The following is a 24,049-nucleotide window of genomic DNA, read 5'->3' as shown; positions in this document are numbered from 1 at the left end:
GCGTGCGGGCGCGGAGAGATGCAGCTGCGAGAGTCCGAGGTACAGAACGAGGCGGGTGCAGTGGCTGCCGCGTTCAGGTGCGATCGAGCGCGAACACATACAGCGTGCCGCCGCGCGGGACGTCCTTCGCGACGTCGGCCATCGGGCCGCCCCAGATCGGATTCGCACCGCCGTAGCCCGCGAGCACGGCCACGTATTCCTTGCCGTCCACTTCGAACACGGAAGGTTGCGCGACGATGCCGCTCGCGAGTTGCGGGCTCTCCCACAGCACCTTGCCCGTCGTCACGTCGAACGCGTACAGATGACCGTCGAGCGAACCGCTGAAGGCGAGGCCGCTGGCCGTCGTGGCGACGCCGCCGTTCCAGGGCATTTTGGTCCAGTGACCCCACAGCTTCTTGCCGGTATTGACGTCGATCGCCTGAAGCTCGCCATAACCCTGGCTGCCCGGTTCAGGCTGGATCTCGAAGCCTTCGCCGAGGTAGGGCAGACCCTCCATGTAGCTGACCGACTTGCCGGACAGGCTCATGCACGCATGCAGCGAGGGGACCACCGCGATATGCCGCTCGGGATCGTACGAGGTCGACCACCAGTTCTTGCCGCCGAGAAAGCTCGGGCACGTGTTGATCGTCGTGCCGGCCTTCGGAAACCGGCTTGCATCCTGAATCGGCTTGCCGTCGGCGGTGTAGCCGGTCACCGACAGCGCTTTGACGAACGGCTCCGCGTAGATCAGCTTGCCGGTCTTGCGATCGATCGCGTGGAAGAAACCGTTGCGGTCGGCATGGATGATCGCGTCGTACGGCTTGCCCTTGTAGCTGATGTTGGCAAGGACCGGCGTATTGACGCCGTCGTAGTCCCACGTGTCGTTATTCGTGTACTGGTAGTGCCACTTCAGCTCGCCGTTCTTCGGGTTGAGCGCGAGCAGTGAATCGGAGTACAGGTTGTCGCCGGGACGCAGCGCGGCGAGCCACGGCCCCGGATTGCCGACGCCCCAGTACAGCGTCTGTGTGGCCGCGTCGTAGGTGCCGGTCAGCCACGCCGCGCCGCCGCCATGTTCCTGCATGCCGTCGGGCCATGTGTCGCTACCCTTCTCGCCGGCACTCGGGATCGTATAGCGCTTCCAGATGATCGAGCCGTCGTCGGGATTGAGCGCGGCGATATAGCCGCGAATCCCATACTCGCCGCCCGACGTGCCGACCACGATCGCGCCGTCGAGCGCGAGCGGTGCAAGCGAGAACGCGTAGCCGAGACCCGGTTCGAACATCTGCTTTTTCCACACGACGTTGCCGCTCTGCGCGTCGATCGCGGCCACCTCGCCGCTCAGCATCGCCACGTAGACGTTCTTGCCGTACAGCGCGACGCCGCGATTCACGACGTCGCAACAGGCGGTCTTGAACGATAGCGCGCCGAGCTTCGGCTCGTATTTCCACAGCTGCGTGCCGGTTTTGACATCGAACGCATAGACGTTGTCTTTGGGCGTACTGACAAAAAGGTAGCCGCCGTTGACGATCGGGGTTGCTTCGAATCCCTGCTTGAGTTCCGCGGGGAACTGGTAGCTCCAGGCCTGCTTGAGCCCGGCGACGTTCGACGCATCGATCTGCTTCAGAGGTGAATGTGACTGGCCGCTATAGCTGCGGTAATAGGTGAGCCAGCCCGGGTCGCTTTGCGCTTGAGCGAGGCGCTCGTAGGTCACGGCGGGATAGTCCGGCGCGGCATCCACCGGAGCCACGTTCAGTGCCATCGCAATCGCGATGCTCGCTCCAAGGACAGCCAGCCGGCCTGCGGCGGGCGAACGGTTCTTCATGGTCGTCTCCTGAGTGTTTGTCGATGCAGTGCCGGGAGAGGCGTCGCCCCTTCGTTCCGTGTCGATCCGGTTGCGATGCCGTTACTGCAAGTCGCATGCCATTTTTGTGAGCGAGTCCGAAGCGGCGGCGCGCCTGAAACGTGCTGTGGGATATACCGCCCGAGCGGCGCTCCATCTGTTGCGTCCTGGTACAACACCGGGCGATGGAGTGTTGAGAAACAGCGCAGTTGCGGCGCTCGCGCGCATCGCTCGGGCGAGGGCGACGCGAGCGGCGGGGGTTAAGCGCCACTCGGGTGACTCCGCATATCGCGGCGCGCATCAATTTGCGGTAATACAGCCTCTTCGCTTCACCACCGTTGATGAAACGGATGGCCCGGAGCTTGCTTAAGAGCACGAAGAAAAGCCTGGCAAGGTACCAGGCTCTCCTGGAGGGAGACAATGCGCGATGACGTTCACCCGACCGTGGCTCAGACGGCCGTCCGGTCCAATGACTTTCCCGCGCCGGCGATTCGGAAAGCGCACGAAAGGTCCGAAACGTTTGGTCTGTGCGCGTCGGCGCGACCCGAATACGAGGTTCTTTCGAACGCGAATCTCGTACTCAAACGCGAGCAGAACCGGGTGCTGTGCGCCCACGCGATGCCGGTGATGGAGACGCTGCGCGAGCAGATCGCCAACACGCAAAGCATGATCGTGCTGACCAATGCCGAAGGGCTGATCCTGCATTCGATCGGCGACGACGACTTTCTCGCGCGCGCGGAGAAAGTCGCGCTGCGGCCCGGCGCGAACTGGGCCGAGGACCGCCAGGGCACCAATGCGATCGGTACGGCGCTGGCCGAGCGTTGCGCGATGGTCGTGCACGGCGACCAGCACTACCTCGCGGCGAACCGCTTCCTGACCTGCTCGAGCGTGCCGATTCTCGATCCGTATGGCGACGCGATCGGCGTGCTCGACGTGACGGGCGACTACCGCAGCTATCATCAGCACACGATGGCGCTCGCCAAAATGTCGGTGCAGATGATCGAGAATCATCTGTTCACGACCACCTTCCACGAAACGCTGCAAGTGTCCTTCCATAGTCGTCCGGAGTTTCTCGGCACGCTGATGGAAGGCATCGTCGCGTTCACGAGCGACGGACGCTTTCTGTCGGCCAACCGGAGTGCCCAGTTCCAGCTCGGCATGTCGCTCGCCGCGCTGCGCGCGCATACGCTGTCATCGCTGTTCCAGACCACCAGCGCGCAACTGATCGATCGCGCGCGCGCGAACCTCGACCCGCACCTGATGCTCAACCTGAGCAGCGGCGCGGTGGTCTGCGCGCGGGTGCAGTTCAGGCGGGCGTCGCTGGCCGAGGGCAGCCGTCCTGTCGCCGTGCACGAGGGCGCGCGCGCGGCGGCGCGCGAGGAACCGCCGCAGACCGCTGCCGGGCTTTCGCGTCTGAGCTATCTCGACACGGGCGACCCGCAGGTCGCCGCGGTCATTGCGAAGGTCAAAAGGGTGATCGGCAAGGACATTCCGATCCTGATCAATGGCGAGACCGGCACGGGCAAGGAGCTGCTCGCGCAGGCGATTCACAACGATTCGCCGCGTCACGCCGGGCCGTTCGTCGCCGTCAACTGTGCTTCGATTCCCGAGACGCTGATCGAATCCGAGCTATTCGGCTACGAGGAGGGCGCATTCACTGGAGCGCGGCGCAAAGGCGCCATCGGCAAGCTGCTGCAGGCGAACGGCGGCACGCTGTTTCTCGATGAGATCGGCGACATGCCGTATTCGCTGCAAGTGCGGTTGCTGCGCGTGCTGCAGGAACGCGTCGTCAACCCGCTCGGCTCGACGCGGAGCATTGCGGTGGACGTCGCGATCATCTGCGCGACGCACCGTGACCTGCGCGTGATGATCGCGCAGAACCGCTTCCGCGAAGATCTCTACTACCGGCTCAACGGCCTCGTGGTGCGTCTGCCGCGGCTGCGCGACCGGACCGATCTCGCGGTCGTGATCCAGAAGATGTTGCTGCGCGAGTCGCTCGCCAGCGCGAGCGGGCAGCCGCTTCACGTCGCGCCCGACGTGATGGCGATGTTCGAGCGCTGTCCATGGCCGGGCAACTTCAGGCAGCTTGGCAACCTGCTGCGCACCGCGGCGGCCATGGTCGACGCGGACGGCGAGATCCGGCGCGAGCATTTGCCCGATGATTTCTTCGATGACCTGCGCTGTGGCGTTTCGTCGAGCGGCGCGGTGGATACGCGCGGCGCGGGCAGTGCGTCCGTGCCGGAGTGCGCGCGCCTGCAGGACGTGACCGTGTCGGTGATTGCGGCGGCGCTCGCGCGACATGGCGGCAACGTGTCGGCGGCTGCGCGCGAACTCGGCGTGTCGCGCAACATGATCTACCGCAAGATGCCCGCGGCCGAGCCCGGGCGTGCGGTGGACGACTTCTGAGCCACCTGCCGCCTGCATCGGCACTCCTGTGTCGCCAGCGTGCTGTCACACCACTGTTGCATCCCGCAGCGGTGGTGCTCCAAAAATCAACACTGCCTATCTCCCGAATGCGTCATATAGCGACGCGTTCGTCTTGCTTTCGTCACCGAATCTCCAACCGCGCTTCGCGTGACGACACCGGCATGTCCTTTGCTTTGAAGGGAACGGCCGCGCATCGAGTGCGGTTCTTCCATCCAATCGCAAACAAGGAGACATGCCATGCAATGGATCACCCCGTCGTACGCCGAAGTGCGTTTCGGCTTTGAAATCACGATGTATATCGCCAATCGCTGAGCGGGCTGCGGCGTGCCGCCCGCGCCGCATCAGTCGCGCCGCGGGCGGCGTACGCAACGAACGACGATGAAGACACCAGGATCGCGATGAACACGCGTGACGCCGATAGCGGCGTGCCGCTGCGCCCCCGCCTGCGGAGCGTCTTCCGCCTGCAGTGGGAAGCGGCGCAGGACACCTACGTGCTGCTCTACCCCGAAGGCATGGTTAAGCTCAACGCTAGTGCCGGCGCGATCCTCGCGCGTTGCGACGGAGCACACGAGCTCGACGACATCATCGGCGAACTCGAACGGCTTTTCGGCACGTCCGAACTTGCGCCCGACGTCTATCGTTTTCTCGATCACGCGCGGCTGCGCGGCTGGCTGGATTGACCCGGCCCAGGACCTTGCGCGCGTTGCCCGCACATTAGATCGCGAAAGATGTTCGAATATTTCGAACGATTGCATCGCCCGGACCGTACGGTATTTCAATTGAAAGGGCGCATCATTGAATCGCGGTAACTCACCTGACTCATTGGAGAAAGACATGACGCGATTTGATGGCAAATCTGTATTGGTCACTGGCGGTAGCAGCGGAATTGGCCTCGCCACAGCAAAGGCGTTCGCCGCGGAAGGCGCCCGGGTAGTCATCACGGGCCGTGACAGCGCGGCCCTCGAAGAGGCTAAACGGGGGCTTGGCGCTAGCGCGGCGGTGGTTCGTAACGACACAGGATCGGTCGCGGCCGCGCGCGAGCTTGCGCGTGCGATCGGCGATGCAGGCATCAAGCTCGATGCGGTCTTCATCAACGCGGGCGCCGCAAAGTTCGCGCCGTTCACTGACGTGGACGAAGCGCTCTGGGACGCGAGCTTCAATACCAACGTCAAGGGCGCCTATTTTCAGATCCAGTCGCTGCTGCCGTATTTGAATAATGGTGCTTCGGTGGTGATCAACGGCTCGATCAACGCGCACATCGGCATGCCGGGTTCATCCGTTTATGCGGCCAGCAAGGCTGCCGTGATTTCGCTCGCCAGGACTTTGTCCTCGGAACTATTGCCGCGCGGCGTGCGCGTGAATGTGGTCAGCCCCGGGCCCGTGCAAACGCCGCTGTATGGCAAGCTCGGCATGGATGCCGCGACTCTCGAAGCCACCGCCGCTCAAATTCTCAATCAGATTCCGCTGGGACGCTTCGGCACGCCAGAGGAAATTGCGTCCACCGTGTTGCATCTGTCGGCACCCGAATCGGCGTTCATTGTCGGCACGGAGATCATTGCTGATGGCGGCATGAGTCAGCTTTAAGCGACGCGATCGAAACCGATGCGGTCTCAGGTGCGGCCCAATATCGGGCCGACGATATGAATCAGGTTTCCTTCCGGATCGCGCAACAAGGTTGAGCGCCGCTCGGCGCTCAACGGCTGGTCAGCCCACACCATGTCTACGGTCATGACGAAACCGAGCCCAGGTTGCCCACGGCGAGCGCAACGTTATTGAGTCGCAGGCCGCGAACCGGAGGGAGCATCGGATGAGCCTTGCACATGACTGAGGTTCCCTAGCTGGCAGGCGTGAATCGCGCGCGATCGTGAGGGGTGGAGAAGTCGAGCACCGGTCCAAGCGGTACGATGCCCGTAGGGTTGATTCCACGATGGCTTTCGTAATAGTGCCGTTTGATGTGATCGAAATTGACCGTTTGCGCGACGCCCGGCATCTGATAGATATCGCGCGTATAGGCGGAAAGGTTGGGGTAGTCGGCGATCCGCTGCAGGTTGCACTTGAAGTGACCGACATAAACGGCGTCGAAGCGTATCAACGTCGTGAACAGACGGATGTCCGCTTCGGTGAAGGTTTCGCCAGTCAGAAAGCGTTGTGTCGAGAGCCGCTCCTCGAGCCACGCCAGCGTCTCGAACAGCGGCTTGACGGCTTCCTCGTACGCGCTTTGCGTTGTTGCAAAGCCGGATTTGTAGACGCCGTTATTCAGCGTGTCGTACACACGGCTATTGATTTCGTCGATCTCGCGGCGCAATGGCGCCGGATAGTAATCGCCAGGCGTAGCGCCGAGACCGTCGAAGGCCGAGTTCAACATACGAATGATTTCCGACGATTCGTTATTGACGATCGTCTTCTGCTGTTTGTCCCACAGCACCGGCACGGTGACTCGTCCGGTGTAGTGCGGGTCGGCGGCGGTGTAGACCTGATGCAACAAGCTGGCGCCGTTGACGGTATCGGGCACGGTGCCGGGCCCCTCGGCAAAGGTCCATCCGTGCTCGAGCATCAGCCAGTGGACTACCGACACACTGACCATCTCGTTCAAGCCCTTGAGCGCCCGCACGATCAACGCACGATGTGCCCACGGGCAAGCGAGGCTCACGTACAGGTGGTATCTGTCAGCGTCGGCGCGAAAGCCGCCACGCCCGCTGGGCCCGGGACTGCCATCGGCGCTCACCCAGTTGCGAAACGCGGCGTCCTTGCGGACAAAACGACCACCCGTGGACGCCGTGTCATACCAGCGGTCTTGCCATTCACCATTAACCAGCAGGCCCATATCGATGCTCCTTGTTCGCGAGACGTTCAGGTTCGTTACAGCATGATGGACCATCAGCATGGTATTGCCGTACGATCGTCCCAATGAATACGTTCGATGGAGTGGAACATGTTGTCGGCGGAAGAGCTTGCATTGCTGGAAGCGATTCGGGAGACCGGGAGCCTGTCGCGCGCGGCCGCGCAACTGGGCAAGGCGCCGTCAACTGTGTCGCATGCCGCGCGCCAGCTCGAGAGCCGCTTCGACGCGTTGCTGTTCGATCGCCGGCGCTACCGGTTGCAGCTTACCCCGGCTGGGCATGCGCTGGCAGAGGAGGCGGGCCGGCTCATGCAGGACGTGGCTCGCATGACTCAGCGGGTTCGGCAGATCGCGAGCGGCTGGGAGGACCGGTTATGGATCGTGAGCGACGAGATCATCGAGTTCGAACTCGTGATGCCGGTTATCCGTGCGTTTGACGCGTTGCAGTCGGGGGTCAAGCTTCGGGTCACGAATGAAGTGCTGGGCGGCACGTGGGAGGCGCTGCGCGAAGGTCGGGGCGAGCTGGTTGTCGGGGCGACGAACGAACCCCCGGCGATACCGGGGCTGCGGTGGTTCGAGCTGGGTGTGATGGAGTGGGTGTTCGCGGTCGCGCCGCATCATCCGCTGGCGGCAGCCAAAGGTCCGCTCAGGCGCGAAGATATCTCGGCCCATCGTGCCGTCGTCGTGGCCGATTCGTCGAGAATGACGCCGGGCCGCGCCTATGGCGTTGTTGGCGGCCAGGCTTCGCTGGCCGTTCCCAGCATGCGCGCGAAGATTCTGGCTCAGCGTGACGGCCTCGGGGTCGGCTGGCTGCCGAGACGCAGGATTGCGGCGCTGCTCAAGCGAGGCGAACTCGTCGAGAAAGACACGGCCGATCCCCGTGAACCCAATGTGCTCTACGTTGCCTGGCGTGGCGACCACGAAGGGCGCGCGCTTCAATGGTGGTTGGAGCAATTGCGTCAACCGCGTCTGGCCAAACGACTGGTGAACGGACTCGATCTGTTCGCATAAGCGATCCGCATAGCTGCATGGGCATTTCCGATGCGAGGTCGCGTAGGCCGCCCCTCGATAGAAAGCGATGGCGTCGCGATTACACGACAACGATTTCGCATTCGTTGGCCGTGTGACTGTTCATGTCTGTGACACGCGCAAACGATAAATTTCGCGGGTCGAAGGGCAGGAACACTCAGGATTTGTTTGCCACAGCATGAAGCCGATGCAATGTGCCGCAATGGAATGGAGTCAATGAGACCATCGCCATCCAGAATCGCCATCGCCGTCTCCGCTGCAATGTTGTCGCTCGCCAACGGTGCGAATGCACAGCAGACTCAACCCGCGGCCGCTCAACCGACTGAAGCGCCGGTCACTCTAAGACCCATCGTTGTCAATGCGACCAGACCAGCGGCCGCTCCCGATAACGTGGACGATCCCGAACAGATCGTGGGCGTTAGCAAGACCGGCACTCCGCTCGGCGACCTGCCGATGAGCGTGGAGATCGTCCCGCGCGGCATTCTCGACGAACAAGGCGCGATGTCGTTGCAGGATGCGATCCGCAAAGGCAACGTGTCCGGCGTGAACTACGGTGGTACCGATTCGAAGGGCTTCACCGACCACTTCATGATCCGTGGCCTGCAGGCGCAGACCTATGACGACGGCTTCTCGGACGGCGATCAGGTCAACGGCCCAATGCATTCGCTGCTGGGCGTCGAGCGCATCGAGGTGCTCAAAGGTCCGGGGTCGGCGCTGCTAGGCAGCGGCCCTCCGGGCGGCTCGATCAACCTGGTCCACTACACGCCGTCCGCGCAGTTCCACTGGGGCGGCGATATCCAGGCCGGCTCTTTCGGTACGGTCAACGCGAGTGGCTATGTCACCGGTCCAACCGGCATCGACGGACTGAACTATCGTTTTGACGCCAGCGCCGGCCGCTCGGACGGCTACCGCGCCCTGGCGTCCTGGAACCGGGAAATCCGTCCCGATCTGCAATGGAAAATCGGCGACCACAAGGTCGAATTCTCGATCGACGCGCAACAGTACATGGCAACGCCCGACTCATACGGGATCATCTACTACAAGGGGGCGCCGATTCGCAATGTCCCGTTCAACGCCAAATATTCGACGCCATTCGCGAACGCGCACGGCAACTACATCCGCGCCACGCTGACGGACGAGTGGCGCATCAGCGACTACCTGACGATCAATAATCGCCTGTCATACATGCATCACACGCTGGACTTCTACAGCAACGGCGACAGCACGCACGCGAAGGTCAAGGGCAACGCATTCGTCGGCCGCCAGTTGCGCGATCAGGACGATTCGCTCAACACGTTCGACTACCAGATGGAACCCGTGTGGAAATTCTCGACAGGCAGCATCCACCATACGCTGCTGACGGGCTTCGAATACCTGAACCAGGATCTCAACAGCGCGAAGACGACAGCAGACCTTCCGGACATAAGCGACATCTTCGCACCGGTGCCGCTGGAAACATCCGTCGCAAGCCTGCACTTCCAGTGCGCGCCGTCTCACTCGTGCCAGAACGATCATGTGAGCGCGAACTTTTACAGCCTTTACGCGACCGATCAGGTGGACGTGACGGATAGATTCAAGCTCCGCGCCGGCGTGCGCAAGGACTGGTTCGGTACGTCGCTGACGCTGAACCCGGTCCCCGGCGAGCCGAATCGCACGGCCAACGACGGCATCACGCTGGTTCCTGGCAACACGTACACGCGCAACGATGCCCCGACCAGTTGGAGCGCCGGGATGTTGTACAAGCTGAGCCCGTGGATGACGCCATATTTCGGCGTATCGCGCAGCTATCTCGCGAATTTCAACTCCGAAAACACGGCATTTTCCGTCGGCCCGCCGGAATCAGCGCTGCAATACGAACTGGGCGTCAAGTGGTCGTTCGACGACGGGCGCTACGTGCTCAACACCGCGCTGTTCGACGTAAAGCGGGAACACGTGGCGACTCCGTTCGGTGAAGACCAACTCGCGTTCGATTCGCAGCGCACGCGCGGCGGCGAAGCTTCGTTCGACGCGGATCTCACGTCGAACTGGCACGTGTACGCGAACTTTACCGGACAGCAGGCGCATATCACTTATAGCCCGGACACCCCGGGCGCGGTCGGAACGGCCCCGCAGGGCGTGCCCGCCTTTATGGCGAACCTGTGGACGACATACCGCTTCAGCCTCTTCGGCAGGGCGGGTTTTCATGCGGGTGCCGGCATTGATTACATGAGCCGGATGACGAACGGCTTTGCCAACGGCTACGACTGGGCACCGGCTTCCGTGATCGCGAACCTGCAGTTCGGTTACGCGGAGCGTCACTGGGGGGCCGATCTGAACATCGACAACGTCACCAACCAGCGCTACTTCATCGCCACCAACGTGGTCGGTGCCTACCTCGGCTCGCCGCTAGCCGCGTACGTTCGCCTGCACGCGGACTTTTGATCGTGCACGGCAGCGGGCGGCTGTCCATATGGATAGCCGCCCGCCGATGGCTGCTACTGCGCGTGCAGCGCGACGGGCGATGCGAACCCTCGATCAATCGTCATCGTCGTCGGCAGCGGCGACCGTCTTCGTACCCTCGGCAGACATCTTCGTGTAGATCGAATGCGGCACCGGATACGGCTTGTCTCCCATCACGCCGGTCCACAGCACGCGGTTGAAGAGCTCCGGCGGAACGCGATCCTCCCTGGAGAAATCGAAGCCCTTCGTCACGCTTGCCCAGTAAGTCGCGTCATGCAGCGGATGAATGTCCGGCCCCTGTGCATACTGGTTGCCGTCGTTGCCGCCGGACGTCGGGCCGGTGGCCACATTGCCCACGTTCGTACCTCTCAGAATCGTCGATGCAACCGCAGTGTAGGTCCACGAACCATCCGAGCCAGTGTCGAAGACGTCGGCCATCGGTTGCGCATACGCGGTGTTCAGATTGATGTGCTGGGTGCCGAGCACGTCTTCCATGGTACGGATCGCGTTCACCTGGCTGTACGCGGTGCTGACAACGGCGTTCTTCTTCACGTATGCGCCAACGACGTAGGCCGGGGCGCGATGCGAGTCGACGTGATCAGAACCGGCCTGCGAGTCGTCCTCGACCACCACGATCAGCGTGCTTTTCGCGTACGGGCTGTGTGCGACCGTCTCGATCAGCTTGCCCACCGCGAAGTCGTTATCCGCTTGCTCCTGTTCAGCCGTCCCCATCTGACCGACGTTCTGCGCATAGCTGCCGGTGTGATCGGAACCCATGCGGACGAATTCAAACGACGGCAGACGGCCGTTCGCGACGTACTGCTGGAACTCGCGGTTCCATTCGAGTTCGCGGAAGGTGTCCGGATAGGCCTGATCGAAGCCGCGGTAGTACGGGTCCGTCAGCGTGACGAGCGACGGCTTGAGCGGGTACGCCTGAATGTTGCCGGCGGCAAACGGGTTGAGGAGGGGGCTCGCAATCGTGCCGATCGAACCGGTGTTGTTGACCATGCCGCCGTAGTTGCGGACCGTACCGCCGGCTTGCAGCACCGCGTCGTAGATGCTCGCCTTCTGATAGCCGAACGGCGCATCCGGTACCGAAATGTCGGCGATACCCGGCAGCGCATTGGCCGTGCCGCCCGGCAGCGACGATGTGACCGTACTGTAGGCCCCGCCCGAGGCGCCATCGCGCATGGCGGTGGTGGCGAGGCCAACCGGCAGACCGCGATTGGCGCCTTCGGATTCATACGACATGCCGCGGCTCACGCCGGCGTAGTTTTCCTGCTGCGAAACTTCCTCGGTCGGCGTGACGTGCGCGTGCTGCACCCACGACCAGCCATCCATCGAGCCGTCGCCCGGATCGGCGAAGTTGTCGATCGTGACGAAGTTGCCAGCGATATTGTGGAAGTTCGGGGTGGTGGCCTTGCCATACATCGTCAGCGACGGATCTCCGTTCGAGCCGTTGCCGAGGTCGCCGAGAATCTGGTCGAACGTCCGGTTTTCCTTGACGACATAGATCACGTGCTTGATGTGATCGTGCAGGAAATTCATCGTCTGGCGGTCGCTCTGCGACTCTCTGACCGAATAGTGGTTGTTCTCGTCGACCTGGCTCGTCAGCCGGGCAAGCACGTCGCCCCTCGGGACCGGTGCGCTCACGAGGCTGCTCTGCTCGAGACCGAACTGGTACTGGGCCGTCGTGCCCGACGTGTACAGCGGGTTCGGGCCGGTGTTCGACTTGCCGTTGATGATGTACATCTGCGAGCCGTCGGCGCTCAGCGTGACGTCCTTGGGCGCATACGCGGTCGGGATCAGGCCGGTGACGTGGTAGCCCTCGTTGCCATCGAGCGAGATCACGGCGATCGAATTGTCGCCGTTGTTGACCGCATACAGGGTTCGCCCGTCGCGCGATACGGTTACGTTGACCGTGTCGCGGCCGCTGTACTTCCTGTTGTTGCCGCTGCCGTGGTCATCGCCGTCGCCGGACTGGCGGGCGATGTCGATCGTCTTCTCGACCCGGTGGCTGGCCGTATCGATGACCGCAACCTGGTCGGTATTCGACACGGCGACGTAGAGCTTGGACTGATCTGGCGAGAGAGTCATTCCGTAGGCATTTCCTTTCACCGGAATGCGAGTGATGAATTGCGGTGCGGCCGGGTTCGACAGATTGAGCACCACGACTTCACGGTCGCGCACTGACGAGACGAACGCCGTGTCGTCGGATTTCAGCGAAACGGCCCACGGATATTCGCCACCGGCAACGCCCTGCGTGCCCGACGTATTGAACGGACGCAGATCATATTCCGACATGACGGTGTTCGACGTCGTGTCGATGATGGTAATCGAGTCGTTGTAGTTGTTGGCAACGACGAGGATCCTGCCATTGCCAGAGAGAGCGAGGCCACCGGCGTTCGGCTTCACCCCCGAGCCGATACCCTTGCCGTGGTTCAGGGCGATGGCTGCGGTTTGCGACCATTGGGCCGACGGAAGAGCCGACGGGCGGCTATAGACATAAACGGCGTCGTCAGCGCCGCCGGTGCCGTACAGGGTTTGGTTGCCATTCCATGCGAGGCCATCGAACGCATTGTTCTGGTGGATGGCCTGCACGAGCTTCGGGGTGGCCTTGTTAGCGCCCGACACGTCGTAGATGAAGATGTACTGGGTCGAGTCGGTCTTGTCCAGCGTGCTGTTGCTGGCGCCCGTGTAGACGGTGTTATAGCCGGCCGTAATCACGGCGAGCGTGTTGCCATCCGGGCTGAGTTGTGACTTGATGGCGCCGCTGACGATCTGGGTCGGCTTTGCCGAAAGCTGCGGGTTGAGCAACTGCTGCACGGCACCTGGTATGGCTTTCGGGGAGATGAACTGGCCAGTCGGCAGAAGCTCCATGTCGCCCTGCGGTGCCGCAAATGCAATGCAGCTCGTCAATAATCCTAATGCAAATCCAGAGTGAATGAGATTTCGATGCATTTTGTTTCTCCCAGATAATCAAAACAAAATAGCCAAAATTGGATTAAAGCGGAATCATTTGTCAGGTGTGTTGCTCCTGATCGCGGAAATGTGCCAGCGAGACGTCCAGGCGGAATGCATTGAAACGGCGCCACTCTGGAGCTTCAGCACCGCAATATTTAGTCAGCTGCGAATGTCAGTGGAATGACATGTTTGAACCATGCGCATTGCGAATGAATATTTACAAAAATTGTCTATCGATTGATATGTAATCGTAATTTAAACGTAAAAATAATCTTGCAATAAAGTGGTCGTAGACGACTTGCGGGGCACTGCCTTCCGAACGGTTCCATGGAAGTGTGTAATATCGACTGCATCCTTTCATTGGGAGCAGTCCCATGCTACGGGTACTCGAGCCGGGCGACTATTTCGGCACTACCACCCTGCAATACCGGGATGATGGAATCTCGGTCGTGGAGACCCAATTCGCAACGGATCTCATCATTCCGCAGCACGAACATGTGAATCCGTTTTTCTGTTTCGTACTGGACGGCTGCGGTACACGATCCTGGCCGTCACGCCGTGGCGAAGACGGGCCGATGTCCTTAACGCTTTTTCCCGCAGGCGTGCCGCACGCAAATTGCTGGTACGGCGCCGGCGGCAAGGCGCTCCATGTCGAATTTTCGTCCTCGTGGCTAGAGCGGCTTGGTGGCCGGACCCAAGTCCTCGATCGGCCGGGTGACTTTGCCAGCGGAGCTCCGCTGTCGTTCATGCGCCGTCTGGTCCGCGAGTGCCGTGAGCAGGATTCAGCGACGTCGCTAGCAGTTGAAGGGCTGGTACTCGAACTTCTTGCGGCCTGCGAGCGGGCCGCTCCGCGTACGGCGACGGTCGGCGGTTCACGTCGATGGCTCGCCCGCGTGGAAGCATTGCTGCACGATCGTTTTCGTGACGCGTTGACATTGGACGAAATCGCTTCGGACAGCCATGTTTGCGCCGACCACCTCGCGCGAGAATTCCGCAAGCACTATGGCTGTACTGTCGGAGAATACGTGCGCCAGCTTCGACTCGATTTCGCATGCGCTCAATTGACCAGTGGACGCCATTCGCTCAAAGCGATTGCTCAGGACGCCGGTTTCGCCGACCAAAGCCACTTTACGCGCGTGTTTCGGCGCAGGATGGGGCTCACACCAGGCGCGTATCGCGCGCAGTTGCTCGAAGATCGCTCCTGTACCAAAGATTGACGGTCCGGTACAAGACCAACAGAACTGCCGCGGCCTAAAGTGGCTCGCATCTTCGACACGAACTAACGTTCATGGAGACTGATGTGAGCACCGATGCCTTTCCCTATCTGACTCGCCTTAACGTCCTTTACTCCTGCGGCGAAGTCATCGACGTGCCCGCCCTCGTGGCGGCAAACCGCCATCCCTGGTACAACCAGACGCTATGTCAGGTGAACGAATCGGTAGTCCGGCTGGGTGTCGTCGAGGGCGAATATCATTGGCACAAACATGACGCGGAGGACGAATTTTTTTACGTCGTTAGCGGACGCTTCCTGATCGACCTCGAGGAGCGGGTCGTTGATTTAGGCCCGGGACAAGCGTTCGTCGTGCATAAAGGCCTGCTGCATCGCCCTCGAGCACCTGAGAAAACGGTGGTCCTGATGGTCGAGGCGGCGGGCATCGTTCCCACCGGTGACAAGTGATGCGTAGCGGGTTCAACTCTTCGACGCTACACGGTCGATTCCGCGGTCATCGTCAGCGAGGATCGGTCGAAGGTACGGCCCGACCAGTCGACTCCAGACCGATTCCACCGTCGCATATGATGGTTTGCCCCGACATGAACGAGTTCGAAATCAGAAACTCAATCGCCATGGCAACGTCGTCAGGCTGGCCAATTCGTCCTACCGGCGTAATCGCCGCATAACCGGCAAAAGCGGATTCCTTATCTTTCGCCGACAGAAAGTCCCACCACGGCGTATCAATGACACCAGGCGAAACTGCATTGATCCGCAACGGGCGCAGCTCTGCCGCGAGGATCGGCACGATCGCAGCAATCGCCGCGTTCGCTGCGCCGAGGCCCGCTGTTCCGGGCATGGCCGAGTGTGCCGACACGGCAGAGAGAAAAGTGATACTTCCGGTTTTCGCAATCGACGCAAGCGCCGCCTGGGCACACGCGAAATGAGGAAACACTTTCTCGTCGAATCCCATCCGCACCGCATCGAGACTGACGCCTGAAAACGGGCCTCCGCCCTTGCCACTGCCGAGCGCGAGAACCAGGTGATCGATCGCGCCGACCTCGGCAAACGTACCGGCGATGGTCGATGTATCGGATGCATCGAATCTCACCGTATTTGCAGCGTCGCGCAGCGCGACCTTCGCTTTGGCCAGTTTTGCGGAGTCTCGCCCGGCGATCGTGACCGCGTATCTCCGATCCAGTAGCCGGCTCGCGGTAGCGAAGCCGATTCCGGAAGAGCCGCCGACAATGAAGACATGTTGTGACATGGTTGAAGTTTCCGCTCTTTGAGAAATGCCGGGTATCCGGAACCCAGGCGGACCGACATCGAAGTTCGATGTGTCAATGTGCCAGCGAGGGGTCCGTCAACTGAAAGCTGAGCTGACGCAGCCGCTTGCGAATCGCGGGGTTGTAGGCATCGGGATGAGCTCTGGCGAGCCTTGTGCCGTCGAAATACAGGCCCGTGCGGCCTTCCATTCCGGTGGTGGCCGCAAGATGAAGAACCGCGTCCACACCTTCCGCGACCGTGCTCAGAGGCGTGATTCCGCCATTCCTCACCATGGTTGTATCCATGTATGTGGCGGGATGCAGACAATTCGCCGTCACACTGGTCCGGGCCAGTTCGTCGGCCAGATCGAACGTGAACATGATTTGCGCGAGTTTGCTCTGGCAATAGGCCAGGGTACCGCTATAGCCGTGGCTCAACATCACGTCGTCGAAATCGATCGGGCGTTGTCCCACGGACGCAACATTGACAATCCGCGATCTGGAGCCCTTCAGCAAAAGAGGCAGCAGAAGCCTGGTCAGGGCAAAACCCGCGAGGTAGTTCACAGCGAACCGCAATTCGATTCCATCCGCCGTGACTTGCCTGATCGAGCCGGGCGAACCAGTGCCGATGCCGGCGTTGTTGATCAGCAAGTCGAGTTGATCGTGTGCGCGTCCGATCGCGCTCGCCAGCGATCGAACTTCCGCGAACGTAGACAAATCAGCCGGATAAAAAGTGGCCTTGCCTCCCGCACCGGCTATCTCGCGAACCATGTATTCGCCCCGTTCCATGTTTCGCCCGTGAATAAGCACATGTGCGCCCTGGGCTGCCAGTCGCTTCGCGACGGAGCGTCCGAGTCCGTCGGTGGAACCGGTAACCAGCGCAAGCTTGTTCGTCATGTTCATGATTGAATAGACTGGAAGTTGATTTCATCTTCATGCTGTGCGCTCTGCCGCGCGACAAACAGTGCTGGATCGATACTGGTATAGGGAACTACCACGATGACGATGAACGTCAGAACCTCGGCCGCCGACAGACGCCGTTGCGAGCTAGGCGCCTTCCTGAGGTCGCGGCGCGAGCACTTGAGTCCGGCCGCGGTCGGTTTGCCTGACGGTTTTCGACGACGCACGCCAGGGCTGCGACGCGAGGAAGTCGCGATGCTCGCGGACGTCGGCACCACGTGGTACACGTGGCTCGAACAGGGGCGCGATGTCCGCGCGTCTGAAGATGTGCTGATGGCAATCGCGGACGCGTTGCGACTGGATGCCGTTGAGCGGCGGCATCTGTTCGTACTGAGCGATCGTCCGTCGCCGGAAGTCCGGTCGACGAATCCAGAGAAGCTCGAAGAACCGGTGCAAAGGATGCTTGCCAGCCTGTCGGGCCAACCCGCTTACGTCACTGGCCGTCGCTGGGATATCCTGGGCTGGAATCGAGCAGCCACCCTGGTGTTCGGTGACTATGGGCAGCTTTCGGCGGATGAGCGCAATCTGATGTTTATGGTTTTCGCCAATGTGCGGCACCGTCGTTTGCTCGTTGACTGGGAGGAAGTGGCGCGGGCGTCCCTTGCGATGTTCCGCAACGACAGCGCACGCTACGTGGGCGATCCTGATTTTGAGCGGTTGATATCGACGCTGCGACACAGGAGTAACGAATTCAATGCGTGGTGGCGCAGACACGAAGTGCTCAATCCGTTATCGAATATCAAGCGCATCAGGCATCCGCGAAAAGGCCTGATGGTCTTCGAATACACCAGTTTCGCGCTGCTGGACGGCTCTGATCGCAAGCTCACCGTCTACACGCCGCTTGACGAGTGCAGGACCGCGGACAAGCTGGACGCTCTGATCGCGTCCGTCAGGCGCGAGCCGTAAAACATTGAGGCAATCAATCCAGCGCGCGGGATGCCAGACTCAAACACGTGAGGTGGATGGTGTCCTTTCCGAGTGCAGTCAACTGCGAGCCGGCAGTTCGCAGCGCGATGCCCAGGATCTTCATCAGCCACGCGAGTGCGAATAACGCTCTCGCGCTCGCGATCGGACACTGGCTTGCCGATAACGGCTGGGATGACTACTTCCTGGACCTCGAGCCAGTCAAGGGGTTTGCGCCAGGGGAACGCTGGCAACAAGCGCTCAAGACTGCGGCCGACCGCTGCGAGGCCGTGCTGTTTCTGATTTCGCCTGCGTGGTGCGACTCTCGCTCGTGTCTGGCCCAGTTAAGCCTTGCCAGATTTCTGGGCAAGACAATCTTCGGTGTACTGGTCGAGCCGACGCCGCCCGACGCCTTGCCGAAAGAGACGATGGCGCAATGGCAGCTCTGTGATCTCGCCACCGGGACTCAACGCCAGAGCTTCCGGGTCTGGCATGACCCGCTCGTCCCGCAGACTGAAGTCTCTTTCGCTAAAGCGGGGCTTGCCAAACTCGAGCTTGGGCTGCGACGAGCAGGGCTCGCTGCGTCGAGCTTTTCATGGCCGCCGGCTAACGATGTCGAGCGGCCCCCCTATCCGGGACTGAGAGCGTTGGAGGCCGAGGATGCGGCCGTGTTCTTTGGCCGGGATACGGCGGTCGTGCGTGGCCTCGATACGCTACGCAGCGTCCGCGAGCAGGGGATCGAGCGGATGTTGGTGATCCTCGGCGCATCTGGCGCGGGCAAGTCGTCCTTTCTGCGGGCCGGCCTGTGGCCGCGCCTGAAGCGCGATGACCGAAACTTTTTGCCGCTTCGTGTGATTCGGCCAGAGCGGGCTGTTCTTACCGGCGCCACGGGACTCGTCGTCAGTATCGAGCTGGCCTTTCAGGAACTCGCTGTACCCAGGACGCGCGCCGAGATCCACCAGGCAGTTCAGACTCCGGATGGATTTGAGCAATTGCTTGGCCAGCTTCAAACGCTGCACTGCTCGCGGCTCGGGTCAGATGCCATTGCGCCGACCGTTCTGGTCTGCATCGATCAGGGCGACGAATTGTTCGGCGCAGAAGGCGAAGAGGAGTCTTTGCACTTCCTGTCCGTGCTTGCCCGGACGCTAGCCGCGGCAGAAAGCGGGGGGATTCAGGCGATCGGCAAACGGCAGCATGCGCTTGCAGTCGTGGCGATCCGCACAGACGCTTACGAGCAATTGCGGAGCGCGCCAATGCTGCGCGGCATATCACCGCGTGTCTTCAGTCTCCCTCCTTTCGAGCGTGCCGAATTCAAGGCCGTGATTGAGGGTCCTGCCGCGCGGGCGACCGCCGCCGGACGTAAGCTGACGATCCAGCCAGCGCTGACCGAGCGGCTTCTTCAGGACACTGAAGGGGCAGACGCATTGCCCTTGCTGGCTTTTACGCTCGAGCGGCTACTTACCGACTATGGCGCCGCCGGAAACTTCAGCGTAGCCGACTATGAGGCGATCGGCGGTGTGCGCGGTTCCATTGAGGCCGCAGTCGAATCGGCATTTGCCGATCCCGGAAGAGAGCCCGCTGTTCCAGCAGATAAGGCTGAGCGCGAGCGTCTACTGCGCGAGGGCTTGATTCCATGGCTCGCGCACGTCGAACGGCCGACGCAACAGCGCAAGCGCCGTGTGGCACGCTGGGATGAGCTTCCCGAATCCGCCCATGCGGTCCTGAAGCGTCTCATCAGGTATCGACTGCTATTGCAGGACCGGCGCAAGGCCGAAGCTGGCGATGAGGAAATCACCCTCGTTGAAATCGCGCACGAGGCGTTGTTACGGCAGTGGCCCGCCCTTACCGCCTGGCTCGACGCGGACGCAGATGCGCTCAAGACAGTCGAAACCGTGCAGCGAGCGGCGCACGAGTGGCAAAAGAACGGGCAGGGGACGGCCTGGCTGGCCCACGCCGGCGAGCGGCTGACGAGTGCGGAAGCAGTCCTTCAGCGTCCGGACTTCGAAAGATTGCTGGGCGCCGATGGACTTTCGTATTTGCGGGCTTGCCGCGGGCGCGACGAGGACGCGCGCGCGGAGCGCGAGTCGCAGTTACAGCAAATCGCTCAGGCACGGACGGCGTCCACGCAGCGACGCATCCAGATATTGATGGGCGTAATCGCGGTCATTCTGATTGCGACAGGGGGGTGGATCATTTATCAGACTCGGACGGTCGCACGCCAGACTTCCGCTGTGTTCGCGTCGGCCGCGACGACGGCGAACGACGCGGGAAATTACGACCGCGCAATGCGCTTCGCGATACTGGCGATGGGGAAGAGTTGGCTCTCGCCGGGATCGGTTGACGCGGAGCTGGAGCTCATGCGCGGCGCGCAAGCGTCAATGCAAATTGCGTTGCTCAGCGGGCATCGGGATGCGGTTGATTCCGCCGTCTTCAGCCCCGACGGTAAGCGGATGGTGACCGCGTCGTGGGATGGGACCGCGCGGGTCTGGGACGCGGCTACGGGCAAACAGATCGTGCAGCTCAGCGGGCATCAGGGCCTGGTTTATTCCGCCGCCTTCGACCCGGACGGCCGCCGGGTGGTGACCGCGTCCGCGGACAGGACCGCGCGGGTGTGGGACGCGTCTACGGGCAAACAGATCGTGCAGCTCGGCGGACATCAGGATCTGGTTTATTTCGCCGCCTTCAGCCCGGACGGCCGGCGCGTGGCGACCGCGTCCGCGGACAGGACCGCGCGGGTGTGGGACGCAGCGACGGGCAAACAGATTGCGCAGCTCAACGGGCATCAGGGACCGGTTTTCTCCGCGGCCTTCAGCCCGGACGGCCGGCGCGTGGTGAGCGCGTCCGCGGACAGGACCGCGCGGGTGTGGGATGCGGCGACCGGCCAGGCGATCGCGCAGCTCATCGGGCATCGGGAACTGGTGAGCTCGGCCGCCTTCAGCCCGGATGGCCGGCGCGTGGTGAGCGCGTCAGATGACAAGACCGCGCGGGTGTGGGATGCGGCGAACGGGCAGGTCATCACGCAGCTCAACGGGCATCAGGGACCGGTTTTCTCCGCGGCCTTCAGCCCGGACGGCCGGCGCGTGGTGAGCGCGTCCGATGACAAAACCGCGCGGGTGTGGGATGCGGCGACCGGCCACGTGATCACGCAGCTCACCGGACATCAGGGACCGGTAAGCTCCGCCGCCTTCACGCCGGACGGCCTGCGTGTGGTGACCGCCTCCGATGACAAGACCGCGCGGGTGTGGGATGCGGCGACCGGCCAGATCATCGCGCAGCTCATCGGACACGAGGGGCCGGTGAACGTCGCCGTCTTCAGCCTGGATGGTCAGCGGGTGTTGACTGCATCCCGTGACGGGACCGCACGCGCGTGGGACGCGGGGCAGGGGATCTTGCTGCTCAGCGGGCATCAGGAGCCGGTCGTTTCCGCCGCCTTCGGCCCGGACGGTCAGCGGGTGGTGACTGCATCCCGTGACAGGACCGCGCGCGTGTGGGACGTCGCCACGGGCAAGCAGATTGCGTTGCTCAGCGGGCATCGGGATGCGGTTGATTCCGCCGTCTTCAGCCCCGACGGTAAGCGGGTGGTGACCGCGTCGTGGGATGGGACCGCGCGGGTCTGGGGCGCGGCTACGGGCAAACAGCTCGCCCAGCTCAGCGGGCATCAGGGGACCGTTTTTTCCGCCGCCTTCAGCCCGGACAGCCAACGGGTGGTAACCGCGTGCGCGGATGGGACCGCGCGGCTGTGGGACGCCACCACGGGCAAACTGATCCTGATCCTCAGCGGGCATCAGGAGCCGGTTGATTCCGTCGTCTATAGTCCGGACGGGCAGCGGGTGGTGACTGCGTCCTGGGATGGGACCGCGCGGGTGTGGGACGCGGCCACGGGCAAACAGATCCTGGTGCTCAGCGGGCATCATGGGACCGTTTTTTCCGTGGCCTTCAGCCCGGACGGACGGCGCGTGGTGACCGCGGCCGCGGACGGCACCGCGCGGGTGTGGGACGCGGCCACGGGCAAACAGATCGCCAGGTTCGGCGGGCACCAGGGAGCGGTTAGTTCCGCCGCCTTCAGCCCGGACGGCCAGCGGGTAGTGACCGCGTCCGCGGATCAGACCGCGCGGGTGTGGGACGCGGCGACTGGCCGGGTCATCGCGCTACTCGCCGGGCACCGGGGACCCGTGAGCTCGGCCGCCTTCAGCCCGGACGGCCAGCGGGTGGTGACCGCGTCCGCGGATCGGACCGCCCGGGTGTGGCCTATCCGATGGCTCATGCAGAATCGAGGGCGGGGTCTGGCGATGGCGGTGTGCAAGAAAAAGCTCGTAGGAGCAAACTTGCTCACAACCGGTGATGCAGCGGCCCTTTCTCTCGTACGCGGGCGCGAGGGCGAAAATGTATGCGGATCCTGATTTGACGACCGGACGGCAGGAGCATCGAATGAAGCCGACACGCAACGCCGACTCTGTCCCAGGCGAGTGGTACATCGACACAGCGTGCATCAATTGCGGTGCATCGCGTCACGTCGCGCCCGGGCTGATTGTCGAGCGAAACGACAAAAGTGTCTTCTTGCGGCAGCCCGTTACGCCCGAAGAGCACGTCGCTGCCTGGCGTGCGGTGCTCGTATGTCCTACGGCGTCCGTACGCAGTGAAACGAAGCAGCCTCGTCCGAGTGGCGCCGTGATCTTTCCACAGCCGATCACATCGGCTGTGTGGCGCTGCGGATTCAACGCGCGGTCGTCGTTTGGCGCGCACTCTTACTTTGCGAGGCGTCCGGACGGCAATCTGCTGATCGACTCACCGCGCTATGCGGCGGAACTCGTGAAATGGTTTGATGAGAACGGTGGTATCGCGCATATCCTTCTGTCGCATCGCGACGATGTCGCGGACGCAGATAAATACGCCCGTCATTTCGGCGCGCGCGTCTGGATTCACCGCGAAGACATGTCGGCTGCGCCCTATGCAACGGACGTGCTCGACGATGGATCGGCCACGGACATTGCGGCCGGCGTGCGCGCGATCCCTGTGCCCGGGCACACGCGCGGTAGCGTCGTGTACCTGCTCGACGACAGCGTGTTGTTCTCGGGTGATTCGCTTGCCTGGAGCCCGCGCGCGCGGGACCTCGTCGCGTTCAGGGACGCGTGCTGGTATTCATGGTCTGAGCTCACCGAATCGCTTGGCGAGCTAGCCGCGTATCGCTTCGAGTGGTTGCTTCCTGGCCACGGCTGGCCCACGCACCTGCCGGCCGAGGAAATGCGGGCCCGCTTGCTTGCGTTGGTCGTTCGCATGCGGAAGGATTGATGTCGACGGGCTTTCGTGGCGAGATTCGGCGCATGCGCCGCAATGCAGGTAGGGCTGAGAGCGTGGTTGGTACACGCGAAGGAGCCGGCGTCAGCGGGACGTTCCGGAGTTATGAATAACAAAAAACCCCGTAAGACTTTGATCTTACGGGGTTTCTCGAACTACTTCGGCTTACGCCGGACCAACTTGTGGTGCCAGGAGAGCACTCGAACCTAGGCAGTAAGCAACGGAAAAATAAAAAGAAAATTGATTCCGATGACGATGGTATACGCACCGGTATACGCAAAAAACTTGGATGTTCGCGGCGCGCTGTGGCTCCCGTGGGACGATTATGCGGTCGGGAGGACGCTACGCTAGATTCTCGGAAGAACGAACCTGTGAGCTAACGACGGGCCTTTTGGCACCTCGGTCATGGGCATTGCGGCTCCCCTACGAACTGCAAGCCTGTCCCAGTTGATGGCAATGAGGTTTTGCTAAGTCGTCCGCACCCGCTCAAGCAACCCTCAAGCCAGATCACGCCATCATTCAAGAAATTCGCATTATGAGGAGTCGATAAACTATTGGCTCCCGCTATTTGGCAGATGAAACCGAGCAAACTAAGCTGAACTATTACCTCATGCGGATTTTCTTTCGTATAGCTTTCAGTCATGGCAAGCGCTACATGCGAACTGGGTTTTCTCTGTCCCAAATGCAGTGTTCCAATGGAAGACTGCTGGGAAATCCTCGCGGCAGGTGAGGTTCACCGCCTCACTTGTCAGTGCTGCGGTACCGTGTTCAACGGTTTGATCGTGGAGTGTGATGCGTGTGGGTCCGACGACTTTATCTCCAGTACGTCAGAAATCGACGCTGAAGGGATCGCCTGCTCCTCTTGTGGTCATCGCAATCTCCGTGACGGAGCCGATGAT

General features: G+C 62.0%; 17 protein-coding genes. 11 read left to right on the top strand and 6 right to left on the bottom strand.

Features of this window, described 5'->3' with window-relative positions; all coding sequences use genetic code 11:
* Window positions 1-73: 73 nt before the first annotated feature.
* Window positions 74-1,801 (bottom strand): methanol/ethanol family PQQ-dependent dehydrogenase, encoded by a 1,728-nt coding sequence (locus GCT19_RS12440; protein WP_018432173.1) that lies wholly within the window; start codon window positions 1,799-1,801, stop codon window positions 74-76.
* Between the two features lie 438 nt (window positions 1,802-2,239).
* Here GCT19_RS12440 and GCT19_RS12435 point away from each other — a divergent pair, with 438 nt between their 5' ends.
* The 4 genes from GCT19_RS12435 to GCT19_RS12420 all read left to right on the top strand — a co-directional run bounded on the left by GCT19_RS12435 (window position 2,240) and on the right by GCT19_RS12420 (window position 5,830).
* The gene (locus GCT19_RS12435) at window positions 2,240-4,225 is read left to right on the top strand and encodes a sigma-54-dependent Fis family transcriptional regulator (protein ID WP_018432172.1); all 1,986 of its coding nucleotides are present in this window, start codon (window positions 2,240-2,242) and stop codon (window positions 4,223-4,225) included.
* 258 nt (window positions 4,226-4,483) lie between these two features.
* Window positions 4,484-4,558, top strand: coding sequence for a pyrroloquinoline quinone precursor peptide PqqA (pqqA, locus tag GCT19_RS44800; RefSeq protein WP_083788695.1), 75 nt, complete (start codon window positions 4,484-4,486; stop codon window positions 4,556-4,558).
* 86 nt (window positions 4,559-4,644) lie between these two features.
* Window positions 4,645-4,926, top strand: a complete 282-nt coding sequence (gene pqqD, locus GCT19_RS12425; RefSeq protein ID WP_013089229.1) for a pyrroloquinoline quinone biosynthesis peptide chaperone PqqD — start codon at window positions 4,645-4,647, stop codon at window positions 4,924-4,926.
* A 154-nt stretch (window positions 4,927-5,080) separates the two neighbouring features.
* Window positions 5,081-5,830 carry an SDR family oxidoreductase gene (locus tag GCT19_RS12420; protein ID WP_152852111.1) on the top strand — a complete coding sequence of 250 codons (750 nt, stop codon included), beginning with the start codon at window positions 5,081-5,083 and terminating at the stop codon, window positions 5,828-5,830.
* A 250-nt stretch (window positions 5,831-6,080) separates the two neighbouring features.
* On the opposite strand, the gene GCT19_RS12415 is transcribed toward GCT19_RS12420, so the two are convergent.
* Window positions 6,081-7,070, bottom strand: a complete 990-nt coding sequence (locus GCT19_RS12415) for a glutathione S-transferase family protein (RefSeq protein WP_152852110.1) — start codon at window positions 7,068-7,070, stop codon at window positions 6,081-6,083.
* A 108-nt stretch (window positions 7,071-7,178) separates the two neighbouring features.
* Between GCT19_RS12415 and GCT19_RS12410 the strand changes: the two genes are divergently transcribed.
* Together GCT19_RS12410 and GCT19_RS12405 are read left to right on the top strand one after the other, a co-directional pair.
* A complete protein-coding gene (locus tag GCT19_RS12410; protein WP_026228042.1) occupies window positions 7,179-8,096 on the top strand; it encodes a LysR family transcriptional regulator in 918 nt (305 codons plus the stop codon).
* A 234-nt stretch (window positions 8,097-8,330) separates the two neighbouring features.
* A complete protein-coding gene (locus GCT19_RS12405) occupies window positions 8,331-10,535 on the top strand; it encodes a TonB-dependent receptor (protein ID WP_227749242.1) in 2,205 nt (734 codons plus the stop codon).
* Window positions 10,536-10,628: 93 nt separating this feature from the next.
* Here the strand turns inward: GCT19_RS12405 and GCT19_RS12400 are convergent, their stop codons facing one another.
* Entirely contained in the window at window positions 10,629-13,433 is a 2,805-nt protein-coding gene (locus tag GCT19_RS12400) for a bifunctional YncE family protein/alkaline phosphatase family protein (protein ID WP_227717594.1), read from the bottom strand.
* A 458-nt stretch (window positions 13,434-13,891) separates the two neighbouring features.
* Between GCT19_RS12400 and GCT19_RS12395 the strand changes: the two genes are divergently transcribed.
* Window positions 13,892-14,734, top strand: a complete 843-nt coding sequence (locus tag GCT19_RS12395) for a helix-turn-helix transcriptional regulator (RefSeq protein WP_152852109.1) — start codon at window positions 13,892-13,894, stop codon at window positions 14,732-14,734.
* A gap of 83 nt (window positions 14,735-14,817) precedes the next feature.
* Window positions 14,818-15,195, top strand: coding sequence for a cupin domain-containing protein (locus GCT19_RS12390; RefSeq protein WP_311542639.1), 378 nt, complete (start codon window positions 14,818-14,820; stop codon window positions 15,193-15,195).
* A 52-nt stretch (window positions 15,196-15,247) separates the two neighbouring features.
* Here the strand turns inward: GCT19_RS12390 and GCT19_RS12385 are convergent, their stop codons facing one another.
* From GCT19_RS12385 to GCT19_RS44615, 3 genes are all read right to left on the bottom strand, one after another.
* Window positions 15,248-15,994: an SDR family oxidoreductase gene (locus GCT19_RS12385; protein WP_152852107.1), complete on the bottom strand. Its 747-nt coding sequence runs from the start codon at window positions 15,992-15,994 to the stop codon at window positions 15,248-15,250.
* 73 nt (window positions 15,995-16,067) lie between these two features.
* The gene (locus GCT19_RS12380) at window positions 16,068-16,895 is read right to left on the bottom strand and encodes an SDR family NAD(P)-dependent oxidoreductase (RefSeq protein ID WP_152852106.1); all 828 of its coding nucleotides are present in this window, start codon (window positions 16,893-16,895) and stop codon (window positions 16,068-16,070) included.
* The gene (locus GCT19_RS44615) at window positions 16,892-17,119 is read right to left on the bottom strand and encodes a hypothetical protein (protein WP_227717602.1); all 228 of its coding nucleotides are present in this window, start codon (window positions 17,117-17,119) and stop codon (window positions 16,892-16,894) included. The genes GCT19_RS12380 and GCT19_RS44615 overlap by 4 nt, the downstream gene beginning before the upstream one ends.
* On the opposite strand from GCT19_RS44615, the gene GCT19_RS12375 reads away from it, so the two are divergent.
* The 3 genes from GCT19_RS12375 (at window position 17,052) to GCT19_RS12365 (ending at window position 23,144) form a co-directional block, all read left to right on the top strand.
* The gene (locus GCT19_RS12375; RefSeq protein WP_456299580.1) at window positions 17,052-17,858 is read left to right on the top strand and encodes a helix-turn-helix transcriptional regulator; all 807 of its coding nucleotides are present in this window, start codon (window positions 17,052-17,054) and stop codon (window positions 17,856-17,858) included. The genes GCT19_RS44615 and GCT19_RS12375 overlap by 68 nt on opposite strands.
* Before the next feature lie 107 nt (window positions 17,859-17,965).
* On the top strand, window positions 17,966-22,255 hold the full coding sequence (locus tag GCT19_RS12370; protein ID WP_227749241.1) for an nSTAND1 domain-containing NTPase: 4,290 nt from the start codon (window positions 17,966-17,968) through the stop codon (window positions 22,253-22,255).
* Between the two features lie 28 nt (window positions 22,256-22,283).
* Complete coding sequence (locus tag GCT19_RS12365) at window positions 22,284-23,144, top strand: MBL fold metallo-hydrolase (RefSeq protein WP_152852103.1); 861 nt, start codon at window positions 22,284-22,286, stop codon at window positions 23,142-23,144.
* The last annotated feature ends 905 nt before the right edge of the window (window positions 23,145-24,049 follow it).

It is taken from the genome of Paraburkholderia atlantica, from assembly GCF_009362785.1.
GTDB classification, from domain to species: Bacteria; Pseudomonadota; Gammaproteobacteria; order Burkholderiales; family Burkholderiaceae; genus Paraburkholderia; species Paraburkholderia atlantica.
Note: the sequence above shows the minus strand (reverse complement) of the source record. Positions and strands in the feature narration are given on the sequence as shown.